Below are 26,221 nucleotides of genomic sequence, written 5' to 3'. Positions count from 1 at the left end.
TGATTGAATTAACAGAATGGAAATAAAAAGAACACCCGAACAGTTTGGTGATTGCACAAGCAAGATCATAGGTTGTGCTATGCGCGTTCATTCAGTTTTGGGTAATGGTTTCCAGGAAGTAATTTATCAAAGAGCTTTAGAAATTGAGTTAGCATCAGAAAGTTTAAGATTTATAAGAGAGATGGAAATGCCTATCCATTACAAAGGAGAGCAAATTGGCACACGCCGGGTTGATTTTTTTGTTGAGGGCGAAATAATGGTTGAGCTTAAAGCTATAATAACATTAGAAGATGTGCATCTCGCGCAAGGTATAAACTACCTTGAAGCTTATAATATAAGAACTGGATTATTAATAAATTTCGGAAGTCAGAGCCTTCAATTCAAAAGGTTACTAAATAAAAAAATACAGTCTAAATTCGAATTAAACTACTGCTTGAAAACAGAATAGTAAATTCCAAAAATTCATTAATTCAATAAATTCGAGTTCAGACAAAAATCTAATTAAGATGAGTACCAAAATTTTCAAACACATCCAAACCAGCGTGGTGCCTTTACCTATCGAGAACATCGATACGGACCAGATCATCCCTGCTCGTTTTTTAAAGGCCACTACCCGCGAGGGTTTTGGCAATAACCTGTTTCGCGACTGGCGTTTTGATAACGACGGTAACCCGAAACCTGATTTTGTACTGAACCATCCTATCTACAGCGGTAAAATACTGGTTGCGGGTAAAAACTTTGGTTGTGGCAGCAGCCGCGAGCATGCCGCCTGGGCCATTGCCGATTATGGCTTTGATGCCGTAGTAAGCAGCTTTTTTGCCGATATTTTTAAAGGGAATGCCCTAAACAATGGTTTACTACCGGTACAGGTAAGCGACGATTTCCTAAAGAGATTATTCGAGGTGATAGACGCAGATCCGCACGCTGAGGTGGAAATTGACCTGGTAGACCAATTCATTAAAATTGTAAAAACAGGCGAGCAGGAAAGCTTTGAGGTTAACCCCTACAAAAAGGCCTGCATGACCAACGGCTACGATGACATTGACTATATCCTGAGCAAAAAGGAATTGGTAGAGGAATTTGAAGCTGCGCGGTAAATGGTGAATAGGGAGTAGTGAATGGTTAGGCTACAAACTATCCACCAATGAACTATTGAACAAATGAACCAGTGAACTAATGAACAAAGAGATAAAACGGGAAGGCGCAGGTACTGCAAAGTTATTTGACGAACGCAGCCTGGAAGCCGATTATGCTACACTACCACCCCTGCTAAAGCAAGGCTGGCGCGTGCTGGATATCGGTTGCGGTACCGGGGCTATCTCTAAGGGCATTGCCCAAATAGTTGGTTCAACAGGCCACGTAACCGGGATAGACAATACAGCCTACTTTATTGAAAGCGGTAAAGAAACCTATGCCGATATAGCTAACCTGGAACTGATCCATGCCGACCTGTTCACTTACGAACCTACAGAAAAGTTCGACCTGATCGTAGCCGCAAGGGTACTGCAATGGTTAAGCAACCCACAGGAAGCTGTGGCAAAATTGAAAAGTATGCTTAAGCCGGGTGGTATATTATCTGTGTTAGATTATAACCACGAAGCTTTAGAATGGCAGCCCGAACCACCGGCAAGTATGCGCCAGTTTTACGCCACCTTTTTAAGATGGCGTGGCGATGCGGCTATGAACAACCATATAGCCGAAGACCTGCCCGGTTACTTTACCGAAGCCGGTTTAGCAAATGTGGAGGTTTTAGATGCCAACGAATATTACAAAAAAGGCGAGCCAAACTTTCTGTCTAAGATCGGGATCTGGTCGTCGGTAGCAAGATCTACCCAGATGGTGGAGGAAGGCTACATTGATGATGCCGACCGCTTAAAAGCCATCGAAGATTATAACAAATGGATAGCAAGCAACGCGCAACTGATGGTGATGAAACTAAAAGAAGTACGCGGCGTAAATTAAAATATAACACATTAAAAAAATCCCTCTTTAAGGGGGTATGGGGGCATGGGAGTTAAAAAACACATATTAGTAATATCCGGTGATGGTATTGGCCCCGAGGTGACCACCTGGGGTAAAGCCGTATTAGAAAAAATTGGTGCCGATTTTGGCCACGAGTTCACTTTCGACGAAGCCCTGATGGGCCACGCCGGCATTGAGGCTACAGGCGAGCCACTGCCTGACGAAACTTTAGCAAAAGCAAAAGCCAGTGATGCCATCCTTTTTGGCGCTATCGGTCACATCAAATACGATAACGACCCATCTGCCAAAGTACGCCCGGAGCAGGGTTTATTGAAGATCCGTAAGGAATTGGGTTTGTACGCCAACCTGCGCCCTATCATGCTTTTTGATGAATTGCTGGATGCATCAAGCTTAAAGCCCGAGATCTTAAAAGGAACAGATATCTTATTCTTCCGCGAATTGACGGGTGATGTTTACTTCGGTGAGAAAAAACGCAGCGAAGATGGCAACACCGCGTCGGACCTGATGATCTACCACCGTTACGAGGTGGAGCGCATTGCCACTAAAGCATTTGAAGCTGCCCGTGTACGTGGCAAAAGGCTATGTTCGGTTGATAAGGCCAACGTGCTGGAATCATCCCGCCTGTGGCGCGAGGTAGTGCAGGAGCTGGCCAAACAATACCCGGATGTAGAAACCGAACACATGTTTATTGATAATGCCGCTATGCAACTGGTTAAAAACCCTAAAAAGTTTGATGTGGTATTAACCGCCAACCTGTTTGGTGATATCCTTACGGATGAAGCTTCGCAAATTGCAGGTTCTATGGGGATGCTGGCATCTGCTTCAATTGGTGATGGTACAGGTTTCTTCGAGCCTATCCACGGTTCGGCACATGATATTGCCGGGCAGGATAAAGCTAATCCGCTAGCCTCTATCCTATCTGTAGCGCTGATGCTGGAAATTAGCTTTGGACTGAAAGATGAAGCTAAAAAGATAACCGACGCTATCGACAAAACTTTAAAAGACGGCTACCGCACCGGCGACATTGCCGACGCGCATACCGACAAAAGCAAGATATTAGGCACAAAAGCCATGGGGCAAAAGGTATTAGAATACTTGTAAGTCCCCCTGCCCCCTAAAGGGGGAGCAGGAGGTAATTAATAATAGAATTAAATTCCCCCTTTAAGGGGGTTAGGGGGCTCAACATGAAATGGAACGCTGAATTATATGACGACAAACATTCCTTCGTATTTCAATACGGCGAGAATGTATTGGAATTGCTTAACACAAAACCGGGCGAGCGGATCCTTGACTTGGGTTGCGGTACGGGCTATTTAACCAGCGAGATCCAAAAGCTGGGTGCTGTAGCAACTGGTATTGATGCATCACCGGAGATGATAGCCAAAGCAAGCGAAACCTACAGTAATGTTGATTTTTTTGTTGCCGATGGTGCTGACTTCCATTTTGATGACAAGTTTGATGCGGTGTTTTCAAACGCAGCACTGCATTGGATAAAGAATGCCGATGGGGCTATCCGGTCTGTTTACGAAGCCTTAAAACCCGGCGGCCGTTTTGTGGCCGAAATGGGTGGTAAAGGCAATGTACAGCAACTGGTTGCTGCTACTAAAAAAGTATTAAGCAAATATGGGTATGATAAGGTAGATGAAAACAACCCGTGGTACTTCCCGTCAACGGCACAATATGCCGGCAAACTGGAAGCGGCAGGTTTCCGGGTAACATTTACGGCCCATTTCGACCGCAAAACATTACTACAAGATGGCCGCCAGGGTGTTGCCAAATGGTTAACCATGTTTGGCCCTTCGTTTTTTGCAGGGATACCGGAAAATGAATTACCACAAATACTAAATGAAATAACCGACGAGCTGGAGCCCTATTATAACGATAACGGCGAATGGTACGCAGATTATAAAAGATTAAGATTTACAGCAATAAAGGAGATGTGAGAATTGAGATATGAAGCGTGAGATACATGCTTGATCTTCATTTTTCACTAAATAAAAAAGAATTAAAAAATCGAATAATCCGATGAAAGGTGTGAGTCTCAAATCTCAAATCCAACATCTCAAATCTAAATAAGAATATGTTACACGACCCTAACCGCGTTTATGTTTTTGATACCACGCTTCGCGATGGCGAACAGGTACCGGGCTGCCAGCTGACAACCCCCGAAAAGATCGATATAGCCCGCGAACTGGAAGCGCTGGGCGTGGATATTATAGAAGCAGGCTTCCCGGTTTCAAGTCCGGGTGATTTTCAAAGCGTTGTAGAGATTTCCAAGGCCGTTAAAGAACCTACCGTTTGTGCGCTTACCCGCGCCAACAAAGGCGATATTGATGCCGCTATCGAATCCCTGCAATACGCCAAACATCCGCGTATCCATACGGGTATTGGCTCGTCAGATCAGCATATCAAACATAAATTCAACAGTACCCGCAAAGAAATTTTAGAGCGTGCAGTTGAAGCTGTAAAGTATGCTAAAAAAGCCGTGGAAGACATCGAGTTTTACGCGGAGGATGCCGGCCGTGCCGATGTGGTATTCCTGGCGCAGATGGTAGAAGCTGTGATTGCTGCCGGTGCAACTGTAGTGAACATACCGGATACCAATGGCTATTGCCTGCCGGACCAGTACGGCGCCAAGATCAAATTCCTCAAAGAGAACGTTAAGAATATCGATAAAGCTATTATTTCGGTGCACTGCCACAACGACCTGGGGTTGGCTACGGCTAACTCCATAGCCGGTTTGCAGAACGGTGCCCGCCAGATAGAAGGTACCATTAACGGTATAGGCGAACGTGCAGGCAACACTTCTATTGAAGAAGTGGTGATGATCCTGAAAACCCATTCGGCGCTTGGTTTACATACCAATGTAAACAGCAAGAATTTTTACGAAATGAGCCGCATGATCAGCAGCCAGATGCGCATGCCGGTACAGCCCAACAAAGCCATAGTAGGCAGCAATGCCTTCGCACATAGCAGCGGCATCCATCAGGACGGCTTTTTAAAGAACCGCGAGAACTACGAGATCATTCGCCCGGAAGATGTAGGCTTCCCCAGCGCCAGCATTGTGCTGACCGCCCGCAGCGGCCGCCATGCGCTTAAATTCCACCTGGAAAGATTGGGCCACACGCTGGATAAGGATGAACTATTTGAAGTGTATAAACGCTTTTTAACGCTTGCTGATGCCAAGCTGGATATAAATGACGACGACTTGCAGAGCTTAGTGGCCTACAAGCTGGTAAAGAACTAAGTGATGGATACAGCAACGGAAGTGCATTTGGATTTTGAAACGGCTTACGAGCGGCTGAAACCCGTAGTAAGGCATACCCCCCTGGAATATAACGAAGGCCTTTCTGCAAAATATGAGTGCCACATATATTTAAAACGCGAAGACATGCAAATTGTACGCTCCTATAAATTAAGGGGCGCATACAATATGATAGCACAATTAAGCGATGAGCAACTAAGCCGCGGCGTAGTATGCGCCAGCGCAGGCAACCATGCGCAGGGTGTGGCTTATTCGTGTAAAAAAAGAGGTATTAAAGGCGTAATATTTATGCCCGAGATCACCCCAAAACAAAAAGTAAAACAAACAGAAATGTTTGGCAATGGCAACGTAGAACTGGTTTTAACCGGCGATACCTTTGACGATTGCCTGCGTGAAGCATTGATCTACACACAAGAGCACAACATGGTGTTCATCCCGCCGTTTGATGACCACCGGGTGATTGAAGGCCAGGGAACAGTTGGCGTAGAAGTGCTGCAGGACCTGCCCCATATAGACGTAGCCATAATGCCCGTTGGCGGTGGCGGTTTATCTGCAGGTATGGGTACTTATTTAAAACAACAGCTGCCCGGCGTTACCCTGATAGGTGTTGAACCCGAAGGCGCACCATCAATGCTTACCTCGCTTACCAACAAACAGAATACCGCATTAACCACCATAGACCGCTTTGTAGATGGCGCCGCCGTAAAACGCGTGGGCGATAAAACCTTTGCCATTTGCCGCGAGATATTGGATGAGATGCTTACTGTACCGGAAGGCAAAGTTTGTACTACCATCCTAAAATTATATAATGAGGACGCCATTGTAGTTGAACCTGCGGGGGCTCTTTCTGTTACCGCTTTGGATGCTGTTAAAGAACAAATAAAAGGCAAAACCGTAGTTTGTGTGATAAGCGGTGGTAACAATGACATCGACCGTATGGCCGAGATCAAAGAAAAATCGTTGCTTTACGAAGGGCTTAAACATTATTTTATTGTCCGCTTTCCGCAACGCCCCGGTGCGTTAAAACTCTTCGTAACCGAAGTTTTAGGCCCCGGCGATGATATCACCCGTTTTGAATTCATCAAGAAAAACTCTAAAGAGAACGGCCCGGCCCTGGTTGGTATCGAGCTAAAAAACGCCGAGGATTACCCTGCCCTGCTCCAACGCATGGCCGAAGAACGCTTTGAAGTAATTGAGCTGAACAAGGATGAAACTTTGTTTGAGTATTTAGTGTAATATAATTAAGACACTAAAGTAAAGAAGCCGTTCAGCAAATGCTGAACGGCTTCTTTATTCCAGAGTGAAAGGCCTTGTGCGATTCCCTCCCAACGGGAGCGTGCAGGGAGGGGTTTCGGCATTAAGCAAGGCGAACATACCCCTCCCTGCCGCTCCGCATCCCTACGCACCCCTCCCCAGGGAGGGAATCATTTTTTTATTTCCCCTCCAACACCTTCATCGCCTCTAATGCCGCTATCTGCCCGGATATCAGTGCTGGCGGCACGCCGGGGCCGGGTACGGTCAACTGGCCTGTAAACAGTAAATTTTCGATGTGCTTTGCCCGCATGCTCGGTTTAAAGAATGCAGTTTGGGCAAGCGTGTTGGCCAGGCCGTAAGCATTCCCTTTAAAGGAATGATAATCTGCCTTAAAATCTTTTAGGGCGTAGCTGCGTTTCACCACTATCGCATCGCGGATGCTTTGGCCGGTAATATTTTCAAAGCGGTCGATCATGATATCAAAATACTTTTCGCGGGTGGCTTCGTCATCGTTCAATCCGGGTGCTATAGGCATCAGGAAGAAAATGTTTTCACCACCTTCGGGCGCGGCATCCGGGTCGGTTTTGGAGGTGCAGCAAACGTAGAATAACGGCTTGCTTGGCCATTGCGGATCTTTATAGATCTCTTTGGCGTGCAGCTCAAAATCCTCATCAAAAAATAAGTTGTGATGCTGCATATCCGCTATCTTTTTATTGGTACCGATGTAATAAAGTAAGCTGGATGGCGACATGGTGCGCTTATCCCAATATTTTTCAGTATAATTCCTGTCCGGCTGTGCTAACACATGCTGATCGATGTGTTCGTAATCGGCCCCGGCAATCACAAAATCGGCCTGGTAGGTACCGTTGTTGGTTTGGATGCTTTTTGCCTGCTTACCGGCCACATCAATTTTGGTAACCTCTGTATTTAGTTTGATATCTACCCCATAGCTTTCGGCAACGCTCACCATGGCTTTCACAATCTCGTTCATCCCGCCCATGGGGTACCAGGTACCCAGTGCCAGATCGGCATGGTTCATCATGCTGTACATGGCGGGTGTATCCTGCGGGGTTGCTCCCAAAAACAACACCGGGAACTCCAGTAATTTGATCAGCTTAGGGTTTTTAAAGTACTGCCTTACATGGCTGCTCATGCTGGTAAGCAATTGCATACTAAAGCTTTTACGGATCAGGTTAAGATCAATAAACTCCGTAATGGAATGCGAAGGGCGAAAAACATACTCACCCATACCTACTTTGTATTTATACGCCGCCTGCTCTAAAAACTTACGAAGGCCGGCACTACTGCCCGGCTCAATCTCGTCAAAAAGTGCTTCCAATTCACCCATATTGGCAGGCACATCCAGCACATCGTCTTTACCATAGTAAACACGATAGCCGGGGTCAAGGCGTTTCAGGTCATAAAAATCTGATGGCTTTTTACCGAAGATGGCAAAGAAATTCTCGAATACGTCCGGCATCCAGTACCAGCTTGGGCCCATATCAAACTTAAACCCATCCTTTTCCCAAACGCGCGCACGGCCGCCGGGCTGGTCGTTTTTTTCTAAAACAGTTACTTTGTACCCTTCTTTAGCCAGTACACAGGCAGATGCCAGGCCTGCAAAACCCGCCCCAATTACGATGATCTTTTTATTTTTATCCATCAGCAGCCAAATTACGCAAAAAAGCCTCATCCCGCCCCTTCTCCTTTAGCGAAGGGTTGAAGAAAGAAAAATATGATGATTATGGCTGGCAAGTTTGCTCCTTTGGGGAGGATTTAGCTGAGGCTTTAAAACAATCCAACATTCATTTTGTACTTTTGGGTGATGAACTTATTTGACGAAACCTGTTTTGAATGCAGTAAGCTGATTACCACCAAATACAGTACTTCTTTTAGTACCGGTATCAAGGCGTTCGATAAACGTTTCAGATACCCTGTTTATGCCATTTATGGTTTTGTGCGCTACGCCGACGAAATTGTAGATACTTTTTATGACCACGACCAGCGCCAGCTGATAGACGACTTTAAGGAAGAAACGTTTAAAGCGATAGACCGTGGCATTAGCACCAACCCGGTATTGCAATCGTTTCAGCAGGTGGTAAACAAATATAACATCGAAAAAGATCTGATAGAGGCTTTCCTGACCTCTATGAAGATGGACCTGGATAAAACCGCCTATGATGACGACGGATATAAAACCTATATCTACGGCTCGGCCGAAGTAGTAGGCCTGATGTGCCTGCGGATATTTTGTGAAAACGATGCCCCCCTGTACGATAAGCTGGTGCCCAAGGCGCGCAGCCTGGGTTCGGCGTTCCAAAAGATCAATTTTTTACGGGATATCAAATCCGACTATGAAGACCGCGGACGGACGTATTTCCCCGAGGTTGATTTTACCAACTTTACCGAGGCAGATAAGCAACTGATAGAAACCGACATTAAAAAGGATTTTGATGATGCGCTTGAAGGGATAAAACAGCTGCCTGCGGGTAGCAGGCTGGGCGTTTATGTTGCCTATGTATATTACCTGCAGCTGTTTAAAAAAATAAAGGCCACAACAGCTTTAACCATTATGCAAAAAAGGATCAGGGTTTCTGATACGCAAAAGTTAAGTTTATACTTTAAAGCCAGGCTGCACCAAAAACTCAACATAATTTAAGATTATCCATATCGTTATATAGCTAATGCTGCTTAAATTCAAATACCTGTTTCTATCATTGCTGTTATTGTTGCTGATGCCGGTAACCTATACCAACGCAACAGCCATAACCGATGATGTTGCCGAGCCTAACCTGCATGTGATACGTAAATTATTGCTTACGGCCATTAACAGCAGCAAAACTACCGATTCGCTTTACCGCAACCTGGGCGCTATTAAAAAACCAACCGGGCTTATTACCGGCTATATTGGCACCCTGGAAGCGCTAAAAGCCAAGCACGCCTGGAACCCCTATTTTAAGATCAAGTATCTGAACGATGCGGAAAAAAGCTTTAAAGGTGCTGTAACCCGCGATCCTGCCAATATCGAGATACGCTTTATGCGGTTTTCGGTAGAACATAATGTGCCCGGCTTTTTAGGGTTTAACAAAAACCTGGCGGCCGACCGTACCGAGATCATCAAACAGATAGACCGTAAGCACTACGCATCTGCAGATGCGGCACTGGTAAAAACCATTATTAATTTTTTGATCGAATCTAAACGTTGCACCCCTGCCGAACATCTTAACCTTACCCGGCATTTAGCCGCCTTATAAGAGTGAAATACACCTATCTGCTCATCAATGTGCTCACTATTTTTTTCCCGGTTGTGCTATCGTTCGATAAGCGCGTGGCCTTTGCTAAAACCTGGAAATTCATCTGGCCGGGCATGGCTATCACGGGGCTGCTGTTTTTATTTTGGGATGTTTTGTTCACCATTTATGGCGTATGGTCCTTTAACGACCGGTACATTATCGGCCTGAAATTTATTGGCCTGCCGCTGGAGGAGATCTTGTTTTTTTTAACCGTGCCCTTTGCCTGCATATTTATATATGCCTGTTTAAACTACTATGTTAACTGGCAGCCTAATAATGATGTATCGCGCAGTATTTCGGGCTTACTGGCATTGGCATCGGCCTTTATTTTGCTGGATAATTTTGATAAGCTTTATACAGCCGTTACATTCGCCTTATTAGCCGTTATATTGCTTCTTTTACTTTTTGTGTTTAAAGCGCAGTGGCTGGGCAGGTTTTATATGGCATATTTGGTTTCGCTTATCCCCTTTTACCTGGTAAACGGCCTGCTTACCGGTATCCCTGTTGTTTTGTATAACAACCACCAAAACCTGGGCCTGCGGGCAGGTACCATCCCCTTTGAAGATCATTTTTACAGCATGGCCCTCCTGTTAATGAACATCGGCTTTTTTGAATATTTTAAGAACCGTAAAAATCCCGCTGTATAATGGCCGAGGTACCTGTGTACAGCAAATCGCAGCTTGCCCTGCGCAACGGGCAGGATAAGCCGCAGATATGGGTGGCTTATAAAGGTATCATATACGATGTTACCGAAAGCCGCCTTTGGCGCAATGGTAAACATTATGAGCACTGGGCCGGGCAGGATCTTACAGCCGAGTTAGCCGATGCGCCGCATACCCAAACGGTTTTTGAGAAATTTGATGTGGTTGGTCGATTATCTTAGGCCAACTCTATTTAATATCATAAACCTCATTACAAGGAGCAATAGCGACGTGGTAATCCTCTACACGCATGTTGTTAACTATTCTATATAAGATTGCCACGCTACGCTTGCAATGACGTGTCTGTGTGTATCGATGTTATCAAACCAAAAAACCTGCCTTTATGGGGCAGGTTTTTCTATATATATGTTGAGTTTATTTGCTGATTAATTTTCGGCGAAGATTGGTTTTGCAACACCGTTATCATAAGCCTTTAAATTCTTTTTAAGCAATTTACGGGCTACGTGGATACGGGTTTTAACCGTACCGATAGGAATATCCAGATGATCGGCGATCTCATGATATTTATGGCCTTCAAAATACATGGTGAACGGCACATAGTAATCTGATGGTAAGCGGTCTAAAGCACGTTTGATATCATCCATCACAAATTTTGCTTCACCCTGATTTTTAGTTGAACTGAACACCAGGTTCGGAGAAGATATTTCATCACTCTTAGTTACAAAAGTGCTCATTTTAACAACACGGCGATAATTGTTGATAAAAGTGTTTTTCATGATGGTATATAACCAGCCTTTAAGGTTGGTGCCTTCTTTAAACTTATTGTAATAAGTTATGGCTTTCAACATTGTATCCTGAACAAGGTCGTTAGCATCGTCTGCATCATGAGTAAAATGTAAGGCGTATGACCTTAATGAACTTGCTTGACGTAATACCAGGGTGTTAAACTCAATCTTTGTCATTCTGTTAATGTTTTATATTGAGTATTAAACAAACATGGTACCACTTTATGAAAAGTACATGAAATTGAACAGGTGACTGTTTTAGTAGCATTTACCAAACAAAATTGCCCAAAAACCATTTAAAGCAACACAAATAGCTATAAACAAGGCATTTATGGCTATTTATCACCCAATTGTATTATTAACAGGTTATTAGCAAATAGTTAAAACAATTAATTGTTTAACTAACTGTAGGCAAGGATGGTATAGAATTAAATTATAATTAAGTTAATTAACTTATAATATTAACCTCTCGTTGTAGCATAACGCCAAATTTAGTGTACACACTGTCTATGATTTGCGACGAAAGACTGTACACTTCTTCGCCCGTTGCGCCGCCGTGGTTCACCAATACAAGGGCCTGGTTCTTCCAGGTGCCGGTATTGCCAACTGTTTTGCCTTTCCAGCCGCATTGTTCAATCAGCCAGCCGGCAGCCAGTTTGTATTGCCCCTCGCCTGCCGGGTAGTTCACTACATCCGGGAACTGCCCCTGCAGCAGCCGGAATTGCACCTCGCCGATCACCGGGTTTTTAAAAAAGCTGCCTGCGTTACCAATGGTAGACGGATCTGGCAGTTTAGATACCCGGATAGAGGATACCACCTTTGACACATCTTCAATCGAAGGCCGGGTGATACCTCGGTTTATTAATTCCTGCTCTATGGCGCCATATTTTAAATTGATAGCCGGCCTTAACGATAAATGAAACTTTACCGATACGATAATATACTGCCCGGCAAGTTCAGTTTTAAAAACGCTTTCGCGGTAGCCAAATTTGCAATCTTCTTTGCTAAAGGTGCGGAACGTACCGGTAGCTATTTCAAAAGCACGGCAGCTGGCAAATACATCCTTTAACTCCACACCATAAGCGCCTATATTCTGGATGGGCGATGCACCTACCGAACCGGGGATCAGGCTCAGGTTTTCCATACCGGCGTAATTGCGGTCTACACAAAAATTCACCAGATCGTTCCACACTTCGCCGGCGCCAACATCTACAAAAACGTCATCATGGCTAATGCGGTGCTCTATCCCACGAATATTTATACGGATAGCCAGGCCCTCAAAATCTTTCACCAGCAGCATATTGCTGCCACCGCCCAATACCAGGCGGTTTATGTTTAGCCATTGGGGGTCGGCAAAAAGTTCGGCCAGCTCGTCTTCGTGGCTTATCTCTGCAAAGTAACGGGCATTGGCATCAATACCAAAAGTGTTGAATTTTTTAAGCGATACGTTCTCCTGTATTTGCAGCATAACATGATAATTTTGAATGTGGCGAATTTCGGAATTTTATTTTGGATGATAAGCGGGCCTTTATCACATCTGTATTAAATGTATTTATAATGTTAAAGATGATGATAAGTTAAAACAGGGATCATCATCAGTAGTGTAATTAAAGTGAGTCGGTATATGAGTATGATTTAACAATGCTTATGATAAACATCCGTTAAAACCTTACCTAAATCCTCTCCAAAGAAGAGGACTTGCCTGGCAAAGTCGTCTTGTTTTCCTTTCCTTAAACCTTTCTACTTTGCAGAAGGCTTTAGTAAGCGTATCTCTTCGAACTCACGTAATTCACCAAACAGGTAATGATAATATAAATCAATAAGATGATTGATTTTATTGAATAATTCTCATATTTTTAATGTGCAAGCGTTTATTTATCAGTAATTTCAAAAATAAATGCGGAATAATATCATTTTTTAAACTTTTTAAATTATTTTAGAAACTTCAAAGACTTAAACAGATAATTTAAATAGAAAATGGCAGCTTCAGCAACAATTCCACAATCAAAATCAACCCTCGGGCCTACATTAATTATAGGCGTGCTGTTTTTTATATTTGGTTTTGTTACCTGGCTTAATTCCGTACTTATTCCGTACCTCAAAATAGCCTGCGAGCTGAATACCTTCCAATCCTATTTTGTTACCAGCGCATTTTATATAGCTTATTTATTAATGGCCAAACCATCGGCATGGCTGCTAAATATATTTGGCTTTAAGAATGGCATGTCGGTTGGTTTAATATTAATTGCAGCAGGCGCACTGCTTTTTATCCCTGCGGCCCTAACCCGAACCTACGGTGTGTTTTTAATTGGCCTGTTTGTACAGGGCAGCGGCCTGGCGGTATTGCAATCCGCATCAAACCCATACATTACAATATTGGGCCCGCCAGAAAGCGCTGCAAAGCGCATCAGCATTATGGGTATTTTTAATAAATGCGCCGGTGTACTGGCCCCGCTTGCTTTGGGTGCAGTAGTACTAAAAGATATTGACGGTTTTACCGAAAAGCTTACAAGCCTTAACGCAGCACAAAAAATAGCCGAACTAAACGAACTTGCCGCAAGGGTGATACTGCCTTATGTAATTATTGTAGTGGTACTGGTTATTCTGGCCGTACTGATCTATTTTTCGGGCCTGCCCGAAATTGATACTGATAAAGAGGACGAAGCAGTAGCCGCAGCAAACTCCAACAAAACCAGTATTACCCAGTTTCCGCATTTAATATTAGGCGTGGTTGCCCTGTTTGTTTACGTTGGTGCAGAAGTTATAGCCGGCGACTCTATCATCGGTTACGGCGGCGCGCACGATATCCCGCTGTCTACCTCCAAATATTTTGCATCGGGTACGCTGGCCTGTATGGTTATCGGTTACATAGCGGGTATCCTGTTCATCCCCAAATATATCTCGCAGCAAAAGGCCCTGGTTTATTCGGCCATATTGGGCGCTGTTTTAACTATTATTGCTTTGTTTACCCCTAAATACGTATCCATAGCCTGTATTGCACTGTTAGGTTTAGCCAATTCGTTAATGTGGCCTGCACTTTGGCCATTAGCTTTGGCAGGCCTGGGCAGGTTCACCAAAATAGGCTCATCGTTACTGGTAATGGGTATTGCAGGTGCGGCTGTGTTCCCGCCAATATACGGCCTGCTGGTAGACATGACCAAAAAAACTGCCGGCCTGGCCGAAGCGTCACAGATCTCTTACTGGATACTGGTGCCCATCTACCTGTTTATTTTGTATTATGCCCTTGCCGGTTATAAAGCAGGGAAAGCGGTAGTAGTAAACAAAACAATAACAGTTTAACGATCATATTGCCGCTATAATTTTTTAAGTATGCTAACAATTTATTAAAGCACCTTATAATCAAAGGCAAACAACAATAATTTTTATTAAATAATTGTTGTTTGCCTTTGATTATATTTGTGTATGGACACACTAAAAATCAATATCATAAACCCCAAAGCTTTAAAATTATTAAATGATTTGGCCGACATGAACCTGATCTCTATTCAGGATAGTCCTAAAAATGGCTTTGAAGATTTATTAAATAGCTTACGCGCTAAAAGCGACCAGGCACCAACGCTGGATGAAATAACAAAAGAAGTAGAAGCAGTGCGTGCCGGGCGTTATGCAAAATAAACCTGCCCATATTATTCTGGATACTAATCTTTGGATCAGCTTTCTAATCAGAAAAGACTATTCTGCTTTAAGTTCCCTCCTTTTTTCCGGCAGGGTTAAGTTGATGTTCAGCACAGAACTATTATCCGAATTTATTGAGGTAACCCAACGCCAAAAATTCGAAAAATACTTTTCAAAAAAGGATATAACCGCATTGACAGAGGTTATTGATAGTTATGCTGAATTTATTGCCGTAACTACAATTATCAACATCTGCCGTGATAAAAAAGATAATTTTCTACTTTCGTTAGCGGTAGACGGTAATGCCGACTATCTGATAACCGGGGATGCCGATTTGTTAGAGTTGAATCCTCAGGGAAAAACAAGGATTATCACCATTTCTAATTTCTTTAAAGAATTCATTACCTCTTAAACCACTTCTTATTCGCAATCAACAATCCAAACTCTTCCGATGGGTTTTTCTCTGTTGATTTATGGTGGATCTTGTGTGCGCGGCGGATGCCCATCAGGTAGCGGTTGTTGCTTTTAAAGGCTTTAAACCGGTTATGGATAAACCAATCATGAAAGATGAAATAAATAGTACCATAGGCACTAATGCCGGTACCTATCCAAAAGCGGTAATCTAAAGTAACATGCCCGGCCCACATCAGCCATAGGGCCAGCGCAGCAAAGCCGATACTAAACAGATCGTTCAACTCAAACCAGCCATGGCGCTGCTGGTGGTGCGTTTTGTGGATAAACCAAAGCGGCCCGTGAAAAAGGTATTTATGCATCGCCCAGGACGCGAGTTCCATTACAGCTATAGTGAGTAAAACAATCCCTGCGTTTATCAAGATATTCATTTAGTTGGCAGTATTAAGTTGGCAGTTGGCACCTTCATCATTGGAAATTCAACATTCGGTGTTCGATATTGTTCAAATCCATGTAACCTGCCTACTGCCAGCTGAAACTATCTCTTAAATATGTATCGCCCTGTTCTCCGTCGCCGCTAAACAGGCTTCCCTCATGGCTTCTGTATAGGTTGGGTGGGCATGGCTGGCGCGGGTTACATCCTCTGCAGATGCACGGAACTCCATGGCAATAACGGCTTCGGCTATCATATCCGCAGCACGCGGGCCTATCATATGTACACCTAAGATCTCGTCGGTTGTAGCATCGGCCAATACCTTCACAAAGCCGTCCAGATCGCCGCTGGCACGGGCACGACCGCTTGCTTTGAACGGGAACGAGCCTACCTTGTATTTGGTACCGGCTTCTTTCAGCTGCTCTTCGGTAAAACCTACCGCGGCAACTTCCGGCCAGGTGTAAACCACACCCGGTATCAGGTTATAGTTGATGTGCGGTTTTTGGCCTGCAATCAGTTCGGCAACAAAAGTACCTTCATCCTCTGCCTTGTGGGCCAGCATGGCACCTTTAATTACATCGCCTATAGCGTAAACACCTTTAACGCTGGTTTCCAGGTGCTCGTCAACCGTTATCTTACGTCCGCGCTCTTCAACAGTGATGCCTATTTTATCCAGGCCTAAACCATCGGTATAGGCTACTCGGCCAACGGCTACCATACAGTAGTCGCCTTTAAGTTCCTGCTTTTCGCCTTTTGCATTGTCAAAAGTAACGGTAACTTCTTTGCCTTTGACGGTTGCGCCGGTAACCTTGTGGTTAAGGTAAAACTCCATGCCTATCTTTTTCAGCACCTTTTGCAATTCGCGGCCCAGGGCTTTATCCATCGTTGGGATAATACCGTCCATAAATTCAATTACAGATACTTTGGCGCCCAAACGTGCATAAACTGATCCCAGCTCTAAACCGATAACACCACCGCCTATCAATATCAGGTGCTTGGGCACTTCGGATAGCTTTAAAGCTTCGGTAGAAGTAATGATGCGTTTTTTATCTATTTGCAGGAAAGGCAGGCTTGATGGTTTAGACCCTGTGGCGATGATCACCTTTTCGGTGGTCAGTTCGGCAGCGGTGCCGTCATCTTTGGTTACGATGATAGTATTTTTATCTTTAAAAGAACCTACACCTACATGTACGTCTATCTTGTTTTTCTTCATCAGGTAGGTGATACCACTGGTATTGGCATCAACCACTTCCTGCTTGCGTTTGATCATCTGGCCAAAATCGATGCCCAGGTTATCCAGCTTGATACCATGCGTGGTGAAGGTATGCGCAGCGTTATGGTAATGTTCGGACGAATCCAGCAGCGCTTTAGACGGGATACAGCCCACATTTAAGCACGTACCGCCAAGGGTGTTATATTTTTCGATAATTGCGGTTTTTAACCCCAGTTGGGCACAGCGTATTGCGGCTACATAACCACCCGGACCCGAACCTATAACGATCACATCATATTGCATAGTAGTGTATTTTGGTGGTCAAAGTTAAGGATTTTGAATTGGGATTAAACGGATTTATGTGATTTTGAAAATTTGTATCTGCCGGGCTCACTCCAAATGCTTTGCTGCACCGGTAACAACAAAACGGGGAACAGCATTTAGCTATTCCCCCGTTTTGTTTACAAGGTTTTATACGGCTTATTTGGCAAGCGCTTTTTTAAGCTCGGTAGCGGCTTGCAGCATGGCTGCCTGGGTGCCGGGTACGGTAGCAAGCGGGTTTAATAAGCCCCAATCATGTATCATGCCGTTATACCTTACCTGGGTAACTTTAACGCCTGCTTCATCCAGCTTGCGGGCATAGGCTTCGCCTTCATCGCGCAGTACATCATTCTCTGCTGTTTGTACCAGTGCGGCTGGCAAACCCTTTAATTGTGCTGTAGTGGCCTGCAAAGGCGATGCGTAGATCTCTTTTCGTTTGTCAGGATCGATTGTATAATTATCCCAAAACCATTTCATCATATTTTTGGTCAGGAAACGGCCTGTTGCAAACTGGTTGTATGATTGGGTTTCGAAGTTAGCATCGGTAACTGGCCATAACAAAACCTGCAGCTTAATTTCGGGGCCTTTTTTGTCTTTAGCCATTAAGGATACCACCGCGGCCATGTTACCACCTACACTGTTACCGGCAACGGCCAAACGCTTGCCATCTACCCCAAACTCGGCACCGTGTTCTGCTACGTATTTAGTAGCGGCATATGCCTGGTTGATAGCTGTTGGGTATTGCGCCTCTGGTGATGGGGTATAATTTACAAATATGGCGGCTGCGCCAGAACCTATCACCAGGTCATGAACCAAACGCTGGTGGGTAGGGAAATCGCCCAGCACCCAGCCACCGCCGTGGAAAAACATAAACACCGGCAGCGTACCCGTTGCATTTGCAGGCTTTACAATATTTAATACGATAGACTGGCCATCGGCTTTGATGGTTTTTTCGGTAACCGTAATATCGCTATAGTCAAACTTTACCGATTCTTGCGCGCCCGTTAGCACCGCACGGGCATCTTTGGGCGAAAGCTGTTCTAATGGTTTGCCGTTGCCCGAGTTAAGCACATTTAAAAACGCCTTAACATGGCTTTCTATCTGCGGATCGGTAGCCGGGTTAACCGGTTGTACATTTTGTGCAACAGACGAACCGCTTATCAGGGTTGCAATAATGGCTGCAGATAATTTTTTAGAGGTAGATGGAGTTTTCATATGCGTTGTAATTGTTTGTGTGTTTTTGATTTGATTATTGAACACAGCAAAGGTATGCCGCCGGCCAGGGCCACTCAATGCACGTTTGTAGACACGTATAGCACTTTTTACCCCCTGCAAAGGATACAAGACAATATTTATGCAGGTAAAAGCTGGTATTGCTGCCTGAAACTTAACGGAGAAATGCCCGACTGGCTGGTAAACAACCTTACAAAATAGTTTGGGTCATCGTAGCCTAATTTATAGCCCACCTCTTTTACAGATAGAGGGGTATGGGCAAGCAGGCGCTTTGCCTCCAGCATGATGCGGTTCTTGATGATCTCGTTGGGTGTGGCGCTGCTATAGCGGGTAATACGTTTGTTTAAAGCCTTGGGGGTGATATTCAGCATATCGGCATATTCTGCAACGGTGTGGCACCTGCTGTAATGCACATCAACCATTTTGCTGAAGGTGCGCAAAAACTCCACTTCGGCCCGGGCATCCTCGCCGGCTATGTGGTGCTCCTGTTTCCAGATCCGCGTAGAGCGAATGATGATCTGTTTAAGCAATAAACGCAGCATTTCTTCTACACTGCTATCGCCTATTTCAATCTCCAGCTTTATTTCTGCAAAAACGCTTTGCATCATAGCAGATGCATCACTATTAAGCCATACTACCGGAATTTCATAAACATTACGGAACAATATACCATCGCAGGCCACCTCTTTATCATGCATCTCCACACAGTAAAAATCGCGGTTATAATAAAGCATGGTACCTGTGCAGCTTTCATTCAACTTAAAAAACTGGCCTTCGTTTATAAAAAAAACGGAGTCGTGTTCAAGTACATAATCTTTAAAATCAACCGTTACCTGCCCGCCTGTCTTCACATACAGCACTTTAACATACTGGCCATGATCTGCTGTTGATGGCATACTATCCGCAGCAAGATTTAGGTACCCGAATTTTTTTATGTTGAATTGTTTAAAACCAGCCATGCTGCAAACCTATCAAAAAACTAAATAAGGCATGCAGGAAGCAAGCAGGTAATCCGGGCATGCATCATTTGCTATTGGCAAATTTTTGCCTCGAACCTGCCTTTGATCGAGTTATTTTCCAATTTGGCATCAACCGTACCGGTAACTTTATCAGCCGTTATAGAAGTGATCTCTATCACGCTGTCTGATGAAAATAAAGCGCCTTCTTCAGAATTGGGGTCGTCTATCAGTACATAGATATCGTTCTCTCTAAATTTACCTATCTTTTTTGGTACGCTTAACCGTACCGAAAAATTCTTTACATCTGCACTGCAATCATCACCCTTATTAGCCGATAAATAGATGGCAAACAGATCTTCGGGCTTATAATTCTGATAGCTGAAATTTACATTCTTCACTACAGCGTTTTGCGCGGTAAAGTTGGAAGTGTAGATTCTGCCGGTTACAGGGCCTTCAACCTGGGGCTGCGGGGTGTCCTTTTTACTGCACGACAACATTAAAACCAAAATGGGCAACAGGTAAAATTTATTTTTCATAGATCTTGAATAAACAATGGTCAGCCTTGTAACCACCCTTACCCTAAATTGTTTATGATATGCGTTAAATTATCGATGTCATCATGTAAAGACACGATACTTGGTGTCTTTATCCGGTTAGCGATAATCTATCTGCAAAGAGACGCGAAGTATCGTGCCTCCATAAAATGCCTTTATGTAGAGACACGATACTTCGTGTCTTTATCTGGTTGGCGATAATTTACCTCAAGGAGACGCGAAGTATCGCGCCTCTACGATGCCATCTTATAGAGACACGATAATTCCCGTCTAACTTAACATTCCCTCCCCGGGGAGGGGTGCGTAGGGGTGTGATTTGGCAGGGAGGGGTTTGTTCGCCCTGATTTATGCCGAAACCCCTCCCTGCACCCTCCCGTGGGGAGGGAATCGCATGGGGCATATCTACAAGGAGACGGGAAGTATCACGCCTCTACGATACCATGAATACTGCCGCGACACTGTGCGTTTAAATCCCGCCTCATCCATATACTACCCCATAACACCTATATCTTACCCTTTTATTGTAACAGTATGGTCACGCTTCGTATATTTCTTAATTACTTAGTAAATTACGCTCACTAATAAAAAACTGATCTCATGAAAAAACTTTCCGCATTATTGTTTCTTGTGGTTGCTGCCTTCGGCGCTTTTGCACAAAGCAATTACGTTAAAGAGCATTATACCAAAAAAGATGTGTACATCACCATGCGCGATGGGGTAAAACTCTTTACCTCTGTTTACACCCCTAATGAAGCCTCCAAGGATAAAAAATATCCCATTATGATGCAGCGTACCTGCTACAGCATTGCCCCTTACGGCGAAACTAAATACCCCGGCCAGCTCGGCCCATCAAAATACATGATGCAGGAAGGTTTTATTTTTGTGTACCAGGATGTGCGCGGCCGCTACAAAAGCGAAGGCACCTGGACCAACATGACCCCGGTTATCGACAATAAAAAAAGCAAAAAAGATGTGGATGAAGGATCTGATACCTACGACACCATCGACTGGCTGATCAAGAACCTGCCGGGCAATAACGGCAAGGTTGGGCAATGGGGCATCAGCTACCCGGGTTTTTATACCGCCGCCGGCATTTTATCTAACCACCCGGCTTTAAAGGCTTCGTCGCCGCAGGCCCCTATCTCCGATTTCTTTTTTGATGATTTCCATCATAACGGCGCGTTTATAGAAAGTTATTTTTTCACCTTCCCGGTATTTGGCGTTCAAAAAACAGATACCACTACCAAAGCCTGGTACCAAAATACCATGTTTAACCCCGGCACCAGGGACGGTTACCAGTTTCTGCTGGATCTGGGCCCGTTGAGCAATGCCGACAAATATTATAAAGACAACTTTTTTTGGCAGGAAACCATTAATCACCCCAGCTATGATGAGTTTTGGCAAAAACGCGGTTTGCTTAAACACTATAACAAGGTAAAACCTGCGGTGATGCTGGTTGGCGGCTGGTTTGATGCCGAGGACCTTACCGGCCCGCTGGCGATTTATAAAACCATTGAGAAGAAAGACCCAAGCGCTTACAATACCATTGTGATGGGGCCGTTTGGGCACGGCCGGTGGTCGCGCGAGACGGGGCACACCATGCACAGCAACATTTACTTTGGCGATAGCATTGCCACCTTTTATCAAAAAAATATCGAGCAAAAATTCTTCGATCACTTTTTGAAAGGTAACGGCGATAAAAACTCCGGCCTGCCGGATGCCTATATGTTTAATACCGGCAAAAACGAATGGGCCAAGTTTGATAAATGGCCTTCGCCTGCGGCAACACATGTAAAATTTTACCTGAACAGCGATGGTAAACTGGCAGATGCGGCACCGGCTGCAACAGGCAGCACCACCTTTGTAAGCGACCCGCTGAAACCGGTGCCTTACACCGAGGATAATACCACCACTATGGGCTTTACCCCGCATAACTACATGAGCGAAGACCAGCGCTTTGCCGGCCGCCGTACAGATGTGCTGGTTTTCCAGACGGATGTTTTGGCTGATGACATGACCCTGGGCGGCGAAATTATGGCCAACCTTAAAGTGGCAACCACCGGTACTGATGCCGACTGGATTGTAAAACTGATTGATGTTTACCCGCCGGATGAGCCAAACAATCCCTACATGCCCAACAAAAACATCATCCTGAGCAATTACTGGCAAATGGTGCGTTCGCAGATTATGCCGGCACGTTTCCGCGATGGGTTCGAGAAAGCTGTGCCGATGACAGCCAACCAAAAAACGGATGTGAACTTCCACCTGAATGATGTGCTGCACACCTTTAAAAAAGGCCACCGTATCATGATACAGGTACAAAGCACCTCGTTCCCGCTGTATGCGCGTAACCCGCAAAAATTTGTAGAGAACCCATACAAAGCCGCAGCAAGCGATTATCAAAAAGCAACCCACACGGTGTTTAACGATAGCTTTATTGATGTGGAGGTATTGAAATAGGGTTTAAGAGATTAGAGAATGGTGACTGGTTGCGCTATTTGATGATAAGCTTGTTGTTATTCTGAACCTGTATGTCAGTCTGAGCTTGTATGTCAGTCTGAGCTTGTCGAAGACTTAGTAAAGCGGCTAATGGTTCGACAGGCTCACCATGACAAGCTAAACAATATGTCAGTCTGAGCTTATATGTCAGTCTGAGCTTGTCGAAGACTTAGTAAGGCGACTAATGGTTCGACAGGCTCACCATGACAAGCTAAACAATATGTTATTCTGAACCTGTATGTCAGTCTGAGCTTGTCGAAGACCTGGTAAGGCGACTAATGGTTCGACAGGCTCACCATGACAAGCTAAACAATATGTTAGTCTAAGTCTGTATGTCAGTCTGAGCTTGTCGAAGACTTAGTAAAGCGGCTAATGGTTCGACAGGCTCACCATGACAAGCTAAACAATATGTTAGTCTGAGCTTGTCGAAGACCTGGTAAGGCGACTAATGGTTCGACAGGCTCACCATGACAAGCTAAACAATATGTTAGTCTGAGCTTGTATGTCAGTCTGAGCTTGTCGAAGACTTAGTAAAGCGGCTAATGGTTCGACAGGCTCACCATGACAAGCTAAAACAATATGTTAGTCTAAGCTTGTATGTCAGTCTGGGCTTGTCGAAGACTTGGTAAGGCAATAAAGGGCAGCAAATTAGATTAGGTAAATAATTATAATATGAAAATTAAAAGATCAATATACGTCATTATCCTCTTAGCAGGATTAATATCATCCGCTGCTAAGGCCCAGCTCGGCAACCATAAGGAAACTTTCACCCGTGCGGATACCCTGCGGGGCATGCTTACGCCCTTGCGTACCTGTTACGATATCAATTACTATCACCTGGATGTGAAGTTTGATATTGATAATAAATTCATTAGCGGTAATGTGCTTTTTAAATATACCGCCACGCAGGATTTTACCAAACTGCAGTTCGATCTGTTTTCGAACATGAAAGTTGAAAAGGTAGTTTATAAAGGTAAGGAAGTGCCTTACACCCGCGAGTTTAACGCAGTGTTTGTAACCTTCCCGCAAACGATAAAAAACGGCAGCAAGGATGAGTTTACGGTATTTTACTCGGGCAACCCAACCATTGCCAAACGCGCCCCCTGGGATGGTGGTGTGGAATACAATGTAGATTCGTTGGGGCATAAATGGGTATCTACCGCCTGCCAGGGTATGGGTGCCAGCGTGTGGTGGCCCACTAAAGACCACCAGGCCGATGAGGTGGATAGCGCCCTCATCAGCATCAGCGTACCTAACGGTTTAAAGGATGTAAGTAACGGCCGCCTGCGCAAGGTTACCAAACTAAAGGATGGTTACACCCGTTTCGATTGGTTTGTGGCTAACCCCATCAACAACTACAACATCGAAGCCAACATTGGCGACTATGTACATTATACCGATACCTACATGGGCGAAAAAGGCAAGCTAACCCTCGATTTTTGGCCATTGAGCTATAACCTGGAAAAAGCCAAAAAACAATGGGGCGCTAATACCAAACCCATGATCAAAGCTTTTGAACACTGGTTTGGCCCCTACCCTTTTTATGAAGATGGCTACAAACTGGTAGAGACCCATCACCTGGGTATGGAACACCAAAGCGGTACGGCCTATGGCAACCATTACCAAAACGGTTACCTGGGCCGCGACTTATCCGGCACGGGCTGGGGCTTAAAATGGGACTTTATTGTCATACATGAAAGCGGGCACGAGTGGTTCGCCAACAACATCACCTCTAAAGATCTGGCAGATATGTGGATCCACGAGAGTTTCACCAATTACAGCGAGTCCTTATTCATAGAAGATAACTGGGGCAAACAGGCCGGGCAGGAATATGTGCACGGCACCCGCCTGGGTATCCAAAATGACGGCCCCATCATCGGCCCGTACAATGTAAATAAGGAAGGATCGGGAGATATGTATTACAAAGGCGGCAACCTGCTCAATATGGTCCGTACCATCATCAATGATGATGAAAAATGGCGCGGCATCCTGCGCGGGCTAAACAAAACGTTTTATCACCAAACCGTTACCACAGAGCAGATAGTAGGTTACATTAATGAGCAAAGTGGCAAAAACCTAACCCCGGTTTTTGACCAGTACCTGAGGCACGCCAACATCCCAACATTAGAATTTATGACCATAAGCGGCAAATTAATGGTGAGATGGATAGCTGACGAAAGGGCGTTTAACATGCCGGTAAAAGTCCGTTTAAAGGGCGGCGAGTACCAGTTCATCACCCCAAAAACACGCTTTATGCCGCTTAATATAGAAGGCGCAACTAAAGATAACATAGAGGTAGATACCTTTAATTATTATATAGGTGTGTTGATGGATTAAGAGATACATATTTCCATATAATAAGCAAGGCCTTTCTTTTTGGAAAGGCCTTGCTTATATACCACCACGTCATTGAGGTACGAAGCAATCTCTTCACATGCAAAGCGGCATAACAAGTCGGGAGATGGCCTTAACCCCCCGCAATAACGTTTTTAATTTATTTTATATTTCATGCAACTAACCCCTATAAGGTGGCGTCTAATAACTAAACAAACACTATATAATAAACCCATCATGAAAACACTAAAAACATTTTTAATGGCTACTGTAATGATAGCTGCCACCGCCTTAGCCAAAGCCGATACCCAGGACCGCCATCTTACCGGCTTTAATGCCGTTAGCGTTGCCGGCTCGTACGACGTATTTATTACCCAGGGTTCCACAGAATCTGTAAAGGTGGATGCCCCTGCAAACGTTATCGATAAGATCTTAACCGAAGTGCAGGGTGGTGTATTAAGGATCTATACCAAAGAAGGCACCAACTGGAACTGGAACACCGGCAACAAAAAAATGATTATTTATGTATCTATTAAAGATATCAAATCGGTTAGCCTTGCCGGCTCGGGCGATGTGGTATTTAAGGATGGTTTACGTGCACCTTCATTAAAGATCAAGTTAACCGGCTCGGGCGATATCAGCGGCAAGGTTGAGGTTAAAAACCTGGAAAGCAGCATCGGTGGTTCGGGCGATATCACCTTATCCGGCCGTGCAGATAACTCTGTGGTTAGCGTAGTGGGTTCGGGCGATTTTACCGGTGAAAATTTAGTGACCGTTAACACCCAGGTTAAGGTTGCGGGTTCGGGCGATGCAACTGTTAATGCCAATGATAAGATCGATGCTTCGGTAGTAGGCTCGGGCGATGTACGTTATACCGGCGCTGCCAAAAACGTTTCCAGCTCAAAAGCAGGCAGTGGCAGTGTGAGCAGGATGTAAACCCTTTCAGGGTGAAAAAAGGGCGAAAAAAAGTAGTTTAAGGGCGATTTTTGCCCCACAAAAAAGGCTTCGGAAATCCCGAAGCCTTTTCCTTTTTTATATAGGTCAGCGTTATGCTAATTGTGTATCTAATTTACCGGCAAGTACTGATTTTGGTACAGCACCAATTTGTTTGTCAACAATTTCGCCGCCTTTAAAGTATAACAAAGCCGGGATGTTACGGATGCCGTACTTGGTTGATATACCCGGGTTATTGTCTACATTTACTTTACCTACAACGGCTTTGCCGTCGTATTCTTTAGCAATCTCTTCTACAACAGGGCCTACCATTCTACAAGGGCCACACCATTCTGCCCAAAAGTCTACCAGTACAGGTTTATCTGATTTAAGAACAAGTTCTTCGAAGTTTGCATCCGTTATTTCTAAAGCCATGATTTCTATTATTTAAAT

At 44.6% G+C, this 26,221-nt stretch carries 26 protein-coding genes; 17 read left to right on the top strand and 9 right to left on the bottom strand.

Translation table 11 applies throughout. The features are described 5' to 3' along the window. Positions 1 to 16: 16 nt before the first annotated feature. The 7 genes from E2R65_RS07245 (at position 17) to ilvA (ending at position 6,484) form a co-directional block, all read left to right on the top strand. Positions 17 to 448 (top strand): GxxExxY protein, encoded by a 432-nt coding sequence (locus E2R65_RS07245; RefSeq protein WP_134335813.1) that lies wholly within the window; start codon positions 17 to 19, stop codon positions 446 to 448. 58 nt (positions 449 to 506) lie between these two features. Then, the gene (gene leuD / locus E2R65_RS07240) at positions 507 to 1,097 is read left to right on the top strand and encodes a 3-isopropylmalate dehydratase small subunit (protein WP_134335812.1); all 591 of its coding nucleotides are present in this window, start codon (positions 507 to 509) and stop codon (positions 1,095 to 1,097) included. A gap of 79 nt (positions 1,098 to 1,176) precedes the next feature. Then, positions 1,177 to 1,962: a methyltransferase domain-containing protein gene (locus E2R65_RS07235; RefSeq protein ID WP_134335811.1), complete on the top strand. Its 786-nt coding sequence runs from the start codon at positions 1,177 to 1,179 to the stop codon at positions 1,960 to 1,962. Positions 1,963 to 2,007: 45 nt separating this feature from the next. Beyond that, complete coding sequence (gene leuB / locus E2R65_RS07230) at positions 2,008 to 3,084, top strand: 3-isopropylmalate dehydrogenase (RefSeq protein WP_134335810.1); 1,077 nt, start codon at positions 2,008 to 2,010, stop codon at positions 3,082 to 3,084. A gap of 83 nt (positions 3,085 to 3,167) precedes the next feature. Then, complete coding sequence (locus E2R65_RS07225; protein WP_134335809.1) at positions 3,168 to 3,926, top strand: class I SAM-dependent methyltransferase; 759 nt, start codon at positions 3,168 to 3,170, stop codon at positions 3,924 to 3,926. A 137-nt stretch (positions 3,927 to 4,063) separates the two neighbouring features. Continuing rightward, positions 4,064 to 5,230: a 2-isopropylmalate synthase gene (locus tag E2R65_RS07220; protein WP_134335808.1), complete on the top strand. Its 1,167-nt coding sequence runs from the start codon at positions 4,064 to 4,066 to the stop codon at positions 5,228 to 5,230. Between the two features lie 3 nt (positions 5,231 to 5,233). Further along, a complete protein-coding gene (gene ilvA, locus E2R65_RS07215) occupies positions 5,234 to 6,484 on the top strand; it encodes a threonine ammonia-lyase IlvA (protein ID WP_134335807.1) in 1,251 nt (416 codons plus the stop codon). A gap of 196 nt (positions 6,485 to 6,680) precedes the next feature. On the opposite strand, the gene E2R65_RS07210 is transcribed toward ilvA, so the two are convergent. Beyond that, a complete protein-coding gene (locus E2R65_RS07210; protein WP_240043113.1) occupies positions 6,681 to 8,195 on the bottom strand; it encodes a phytoene desaturase family protein in 1,515 nt (504 codons plus the stop codon). A gap of 132 nt (positions 8,196 to 8,327) precedes the next feature. On the opposite strand from E2R65_RS07210, the gene E2R65_RS07205 reads away from it, so the two are divergent. Genes E2R65_RS07205 through E2R65_RS07190 form a run of 4 tightly spaced genes read left to right on the top strand, consistent with a single transcriptional unit; the run spans position 8,328 to position 10,678 of the window. Continuing rightward, complete coding sequence (locus E2R65_RS07205) at positions 8,328 to 9,161, top strand: phytoene/squalene synthase family protein (protein ID WP_134335805.1); 834 nt, start codon at positions 8,328 to 8,330, stop codon at positions 9,159 to 9,161. Positions 9,162 to 9,186: 25 nt separating this feature from the next. Beyond that, the gene (locus E2R65_RS07200; protein WP_134335804.1) at positions 9,187 to 9,756 is read left to right on the top strand and encodes a hypothetical protein; all 570 of its coding nucleotides are present in this window, start codon (positions 9,187 to 9,189) and stop codon (positions 9,754 to 9,756) included. A gap of 2 nt (positions 9,757 to 9,758) precedes the next feature. Then, positions 9,759 to 10,442 carry a lycopene cyclase domain-containing protein gene (locus tag E2R65_RS07195; RefSeq protein WP_134335803.1) on the top strand — a complete coding sequence of 228 codons (684 nt, stop codon included), beginning with the start codon at positions 9,759 to 9,761 and terminating at the stop codon, positions 10,440 to 10,442. Then, positions 10,442 to 10,678: a cytochrome b5 domain-containing protein gene (locus E2R65_RS07190; RefSeq protein WP_134335802.1), complete on the top strand. Its 237-nt coding sequence runs from the start codon at positions 10,442 to 10,444 to the stop codon at positions 10,676 to 10,678. The genes E2R65_RS07195 and E2R65_RS07190 overlap by 1 nt, the downstream gene beginning before the upstream one ends. Before the next feature lie 204 nt (positions 10,679 to 10,882). Here E2R65_RS07190 and E2R65_RS07185 read toward each other — a convergent pair whose 3' ends face one another. Both E2R65_RS07185 and murB read right to left on the bottom strand, forming a co-directional pair. Continuing rightward, on the bottom strand, positions 10,883 to 11,419 hold the full coding sequence (locus E2R65_RS07185; RefSeq protein WP_134335801.1) for an RNA polymerase sigma factor: 537 nt from the start codon (positions 11,417 to 11,419) through the stop codon (positions 10,883 to 10,885). 271 nt (positions 11,420 to 11,690) lie between these two features. Next, positions 11,691 to 12,710, bottom strand: coding sequence for a UDP-N-acetylmuramate dehydrogenase (gene murB, locus E2R65_RS07180; protein ID WP_134335800.1), 1,020 nt, complete (start codon positions 12,708 to 12,710; stop codon positions 11,691 to 11,693). Positions 12,711 to 13,219: 509 nt separating this feature from the next. Here murB and E2R65_RS07175 point away from each other — a divergent pair. From E2R65_RS07175 to E2R65_RS07165, 3 genes are all read left to right on the top strand, one after another. Then, the gene (locus E2R65_RS07175) at positions 13,220 to 14,542 is read left to right on the top strand and encodes a sugar MFS transporter (protein ID WP_134335799.1); all 1,323 of its coding nucleotides are present in this window, start codon (positions 13,220 to 13,222) and stop codon (positions 14,540 to 14,542) included. A 123-nt stretch (positions 14,543 to 14,665) separates the two neighbouring features. Then, positions 14,666 to 14,878 carry a hypothetical protein gene (locus tag E2R65_RS07170; protein WP_134335798.1) on the top strand — a complete coding sequence of 71 codons (213 nt, stop codon included), beginning with the start codon at positions 14,666 to 14,668 and terminating at the stop codon, positions 14,876 to 14,878. Next, on the top strand, positions 14,868 to 15,290 hold the full coding sequence (locus tag E2R65_RS07165; RefSeq protein WP_134335797.1) for a putative toxin-antitoxin system toxin component, PIN family: 423 nt from the start codon (positions 14,868 to 14,870) through the stop codon (positions 15,288 to 15,290). The genes E2R65_RS07170 and E2R65_RS07165 overlap by 11 nt, the downstream gene beginning before the upstream one ends. Here the strand turns inward: E2R65_RS07165 and E2R65_RS07160 are convergent. The 5 genes from E2R65_RS07160 to E2R65_RS07140 form a co-directional block, all read right to left on the bottom strand. Beyond that, entirely contained in the window at positions 15,280 to 15,720 is a 441-nt protein-coding gene (locus E2R65_RS07160) for a sterol desaturase family protein (protein ID WP_134335796.1), read from the bottom strand. The two genes, E2R65_RS07165 and E2R65_RS07160, sit on opposite strands and share 11 nt — an antisense overlap. 114 nt (positions 15,721 to 15,834) lie before the next feature. Next, complete coding sequence (gene lpdA / locus E2R65_RS07155) at positions 15,835 to 17,238, bottom strand: dihydrolipoyl dehydrogenase (protein WP_134335795.1); 1,404 nt, start codon at positions 17,236 to 17,238, stop codon at positions 15,835 to 15,837. Between the two features lie 177 nt (positions 17,239 to 17,415). Then, entirely contained in the window at positions 17,416 to 18,471 is a 1,056-nt protein-coding gene (locus tag E2R65_RS07150; RefSeq protein WP_134335794.1) for an alpha/beta hydrolase, read from the bottom strand. Between the two features lie 137 nt (positions 18,472 to 18,608). Beyond that, on the bottom strand, positions 18,609 to 19,385 hold the full coding sequence (locus E2R65_RS07145; RefSeq protein WP_240043112.1) for a helix-turn-helix domain-containing protein: 777 nt from the start codon (positions 19,383 to 19,385) through the stop codon (positions 18,609 to 18,611). A gap of 134 nt (positions 19,386 to 19,519) precedes the next feature. After that, positions 19,520 to 19,984, bottom strand: a complete 465-nt coding sequence (locus E2R65_RS07140; RefSeq protein ID WP_134335792.1) for a hypothetical protein — start codon at positions 19,982 to 19,984, stop codon at positions 19,520 to 19,522. A 615-nt stretch (positions 19,985 to 20,599) separates the two neighbouring features. On the opposite strand from E2R65_RS07140, the gene E2R65_RS07135 reads away from it, so the two are divergent. The 3 genes from E2R65_RS07135 to E2R65_RS07125 all read left to right on the top strand — a co-directional run bounded on the left by E2R65_RS07135 (position 20,600) and on the right by E2R65_RS07125 (position 25,771). Continuing rightward, positions 20,600 to 22,462 (top strand): CocE/NonD family hydrolase, encoded by a 1,863-nt coding sequence (locus E2R65_RS07135; RefSeq protein ID WP_134335791.1) that lies wholly within the window; start codon positions 20,600 to 20,602, stop codon positions 22,460 to 22,462. A gap of 711 nt (positions 22,463 to 23,173) precedes the next feature. Next, the gene (locus E2R65_RS07130; RefSeq protein ID WP_134335790.1) at positions 23,174 to 24,838 is read left to right on the top strand and encodes a M1 family metallopeptidase; all 1,665 of its coding nucleotides are present in this window, start codon (positions 23,174 to 23,176) and stop codon (positions 24,836 to 24,838) included. Between the two features lie 234 nt (positions 24,839 to 25,072). After that, entirely contained in the window at positions 25,073 to 25,771 is a 699-nt protein-coding gene (locus E2R65_RS07125) for a head GIN domain-containing protein (protein WP_134335789.1), read from the top strand. Positions 25,772 to 25,882: 111 nt separating this feature from the next. Here the strand turns inward: E2R65_RS07125 and trxA are convergent, their stop codons facing one another. Next, positions 25,883 to 26,203: a thioredoxin gene (trxA, locus tag E2R65_RS07120; protein WP_134335788.1), complete on the bottom strand. Its 321-nt coding sequence runs from the start codon at positions 26,201 to 26,203 to the stop codon at positions 25,883 to 25,885. Between the last annotated feature and the right edge of the window lie 18 nt (positions 26,204 to 26,221).

Origin of the sequence: Mucilaginibacter phyllosphaerae (genome assembly GCF_004378255.1) — a bacterium.
GTDB classification, from domain to species: domain Bacteria; phylum Bacteroidota; class Bacteroidia; order Sphingobacteriales; family Sphingobacteriaceae; genus Mucilaginibacter; species Mucilaginibacter phyllosphaerae.
The sequence above is the reverse complement of the archived record's forward strand: the minus strand, read 5'-3'. Positions and strand labels throughout refer to the sequence as shown.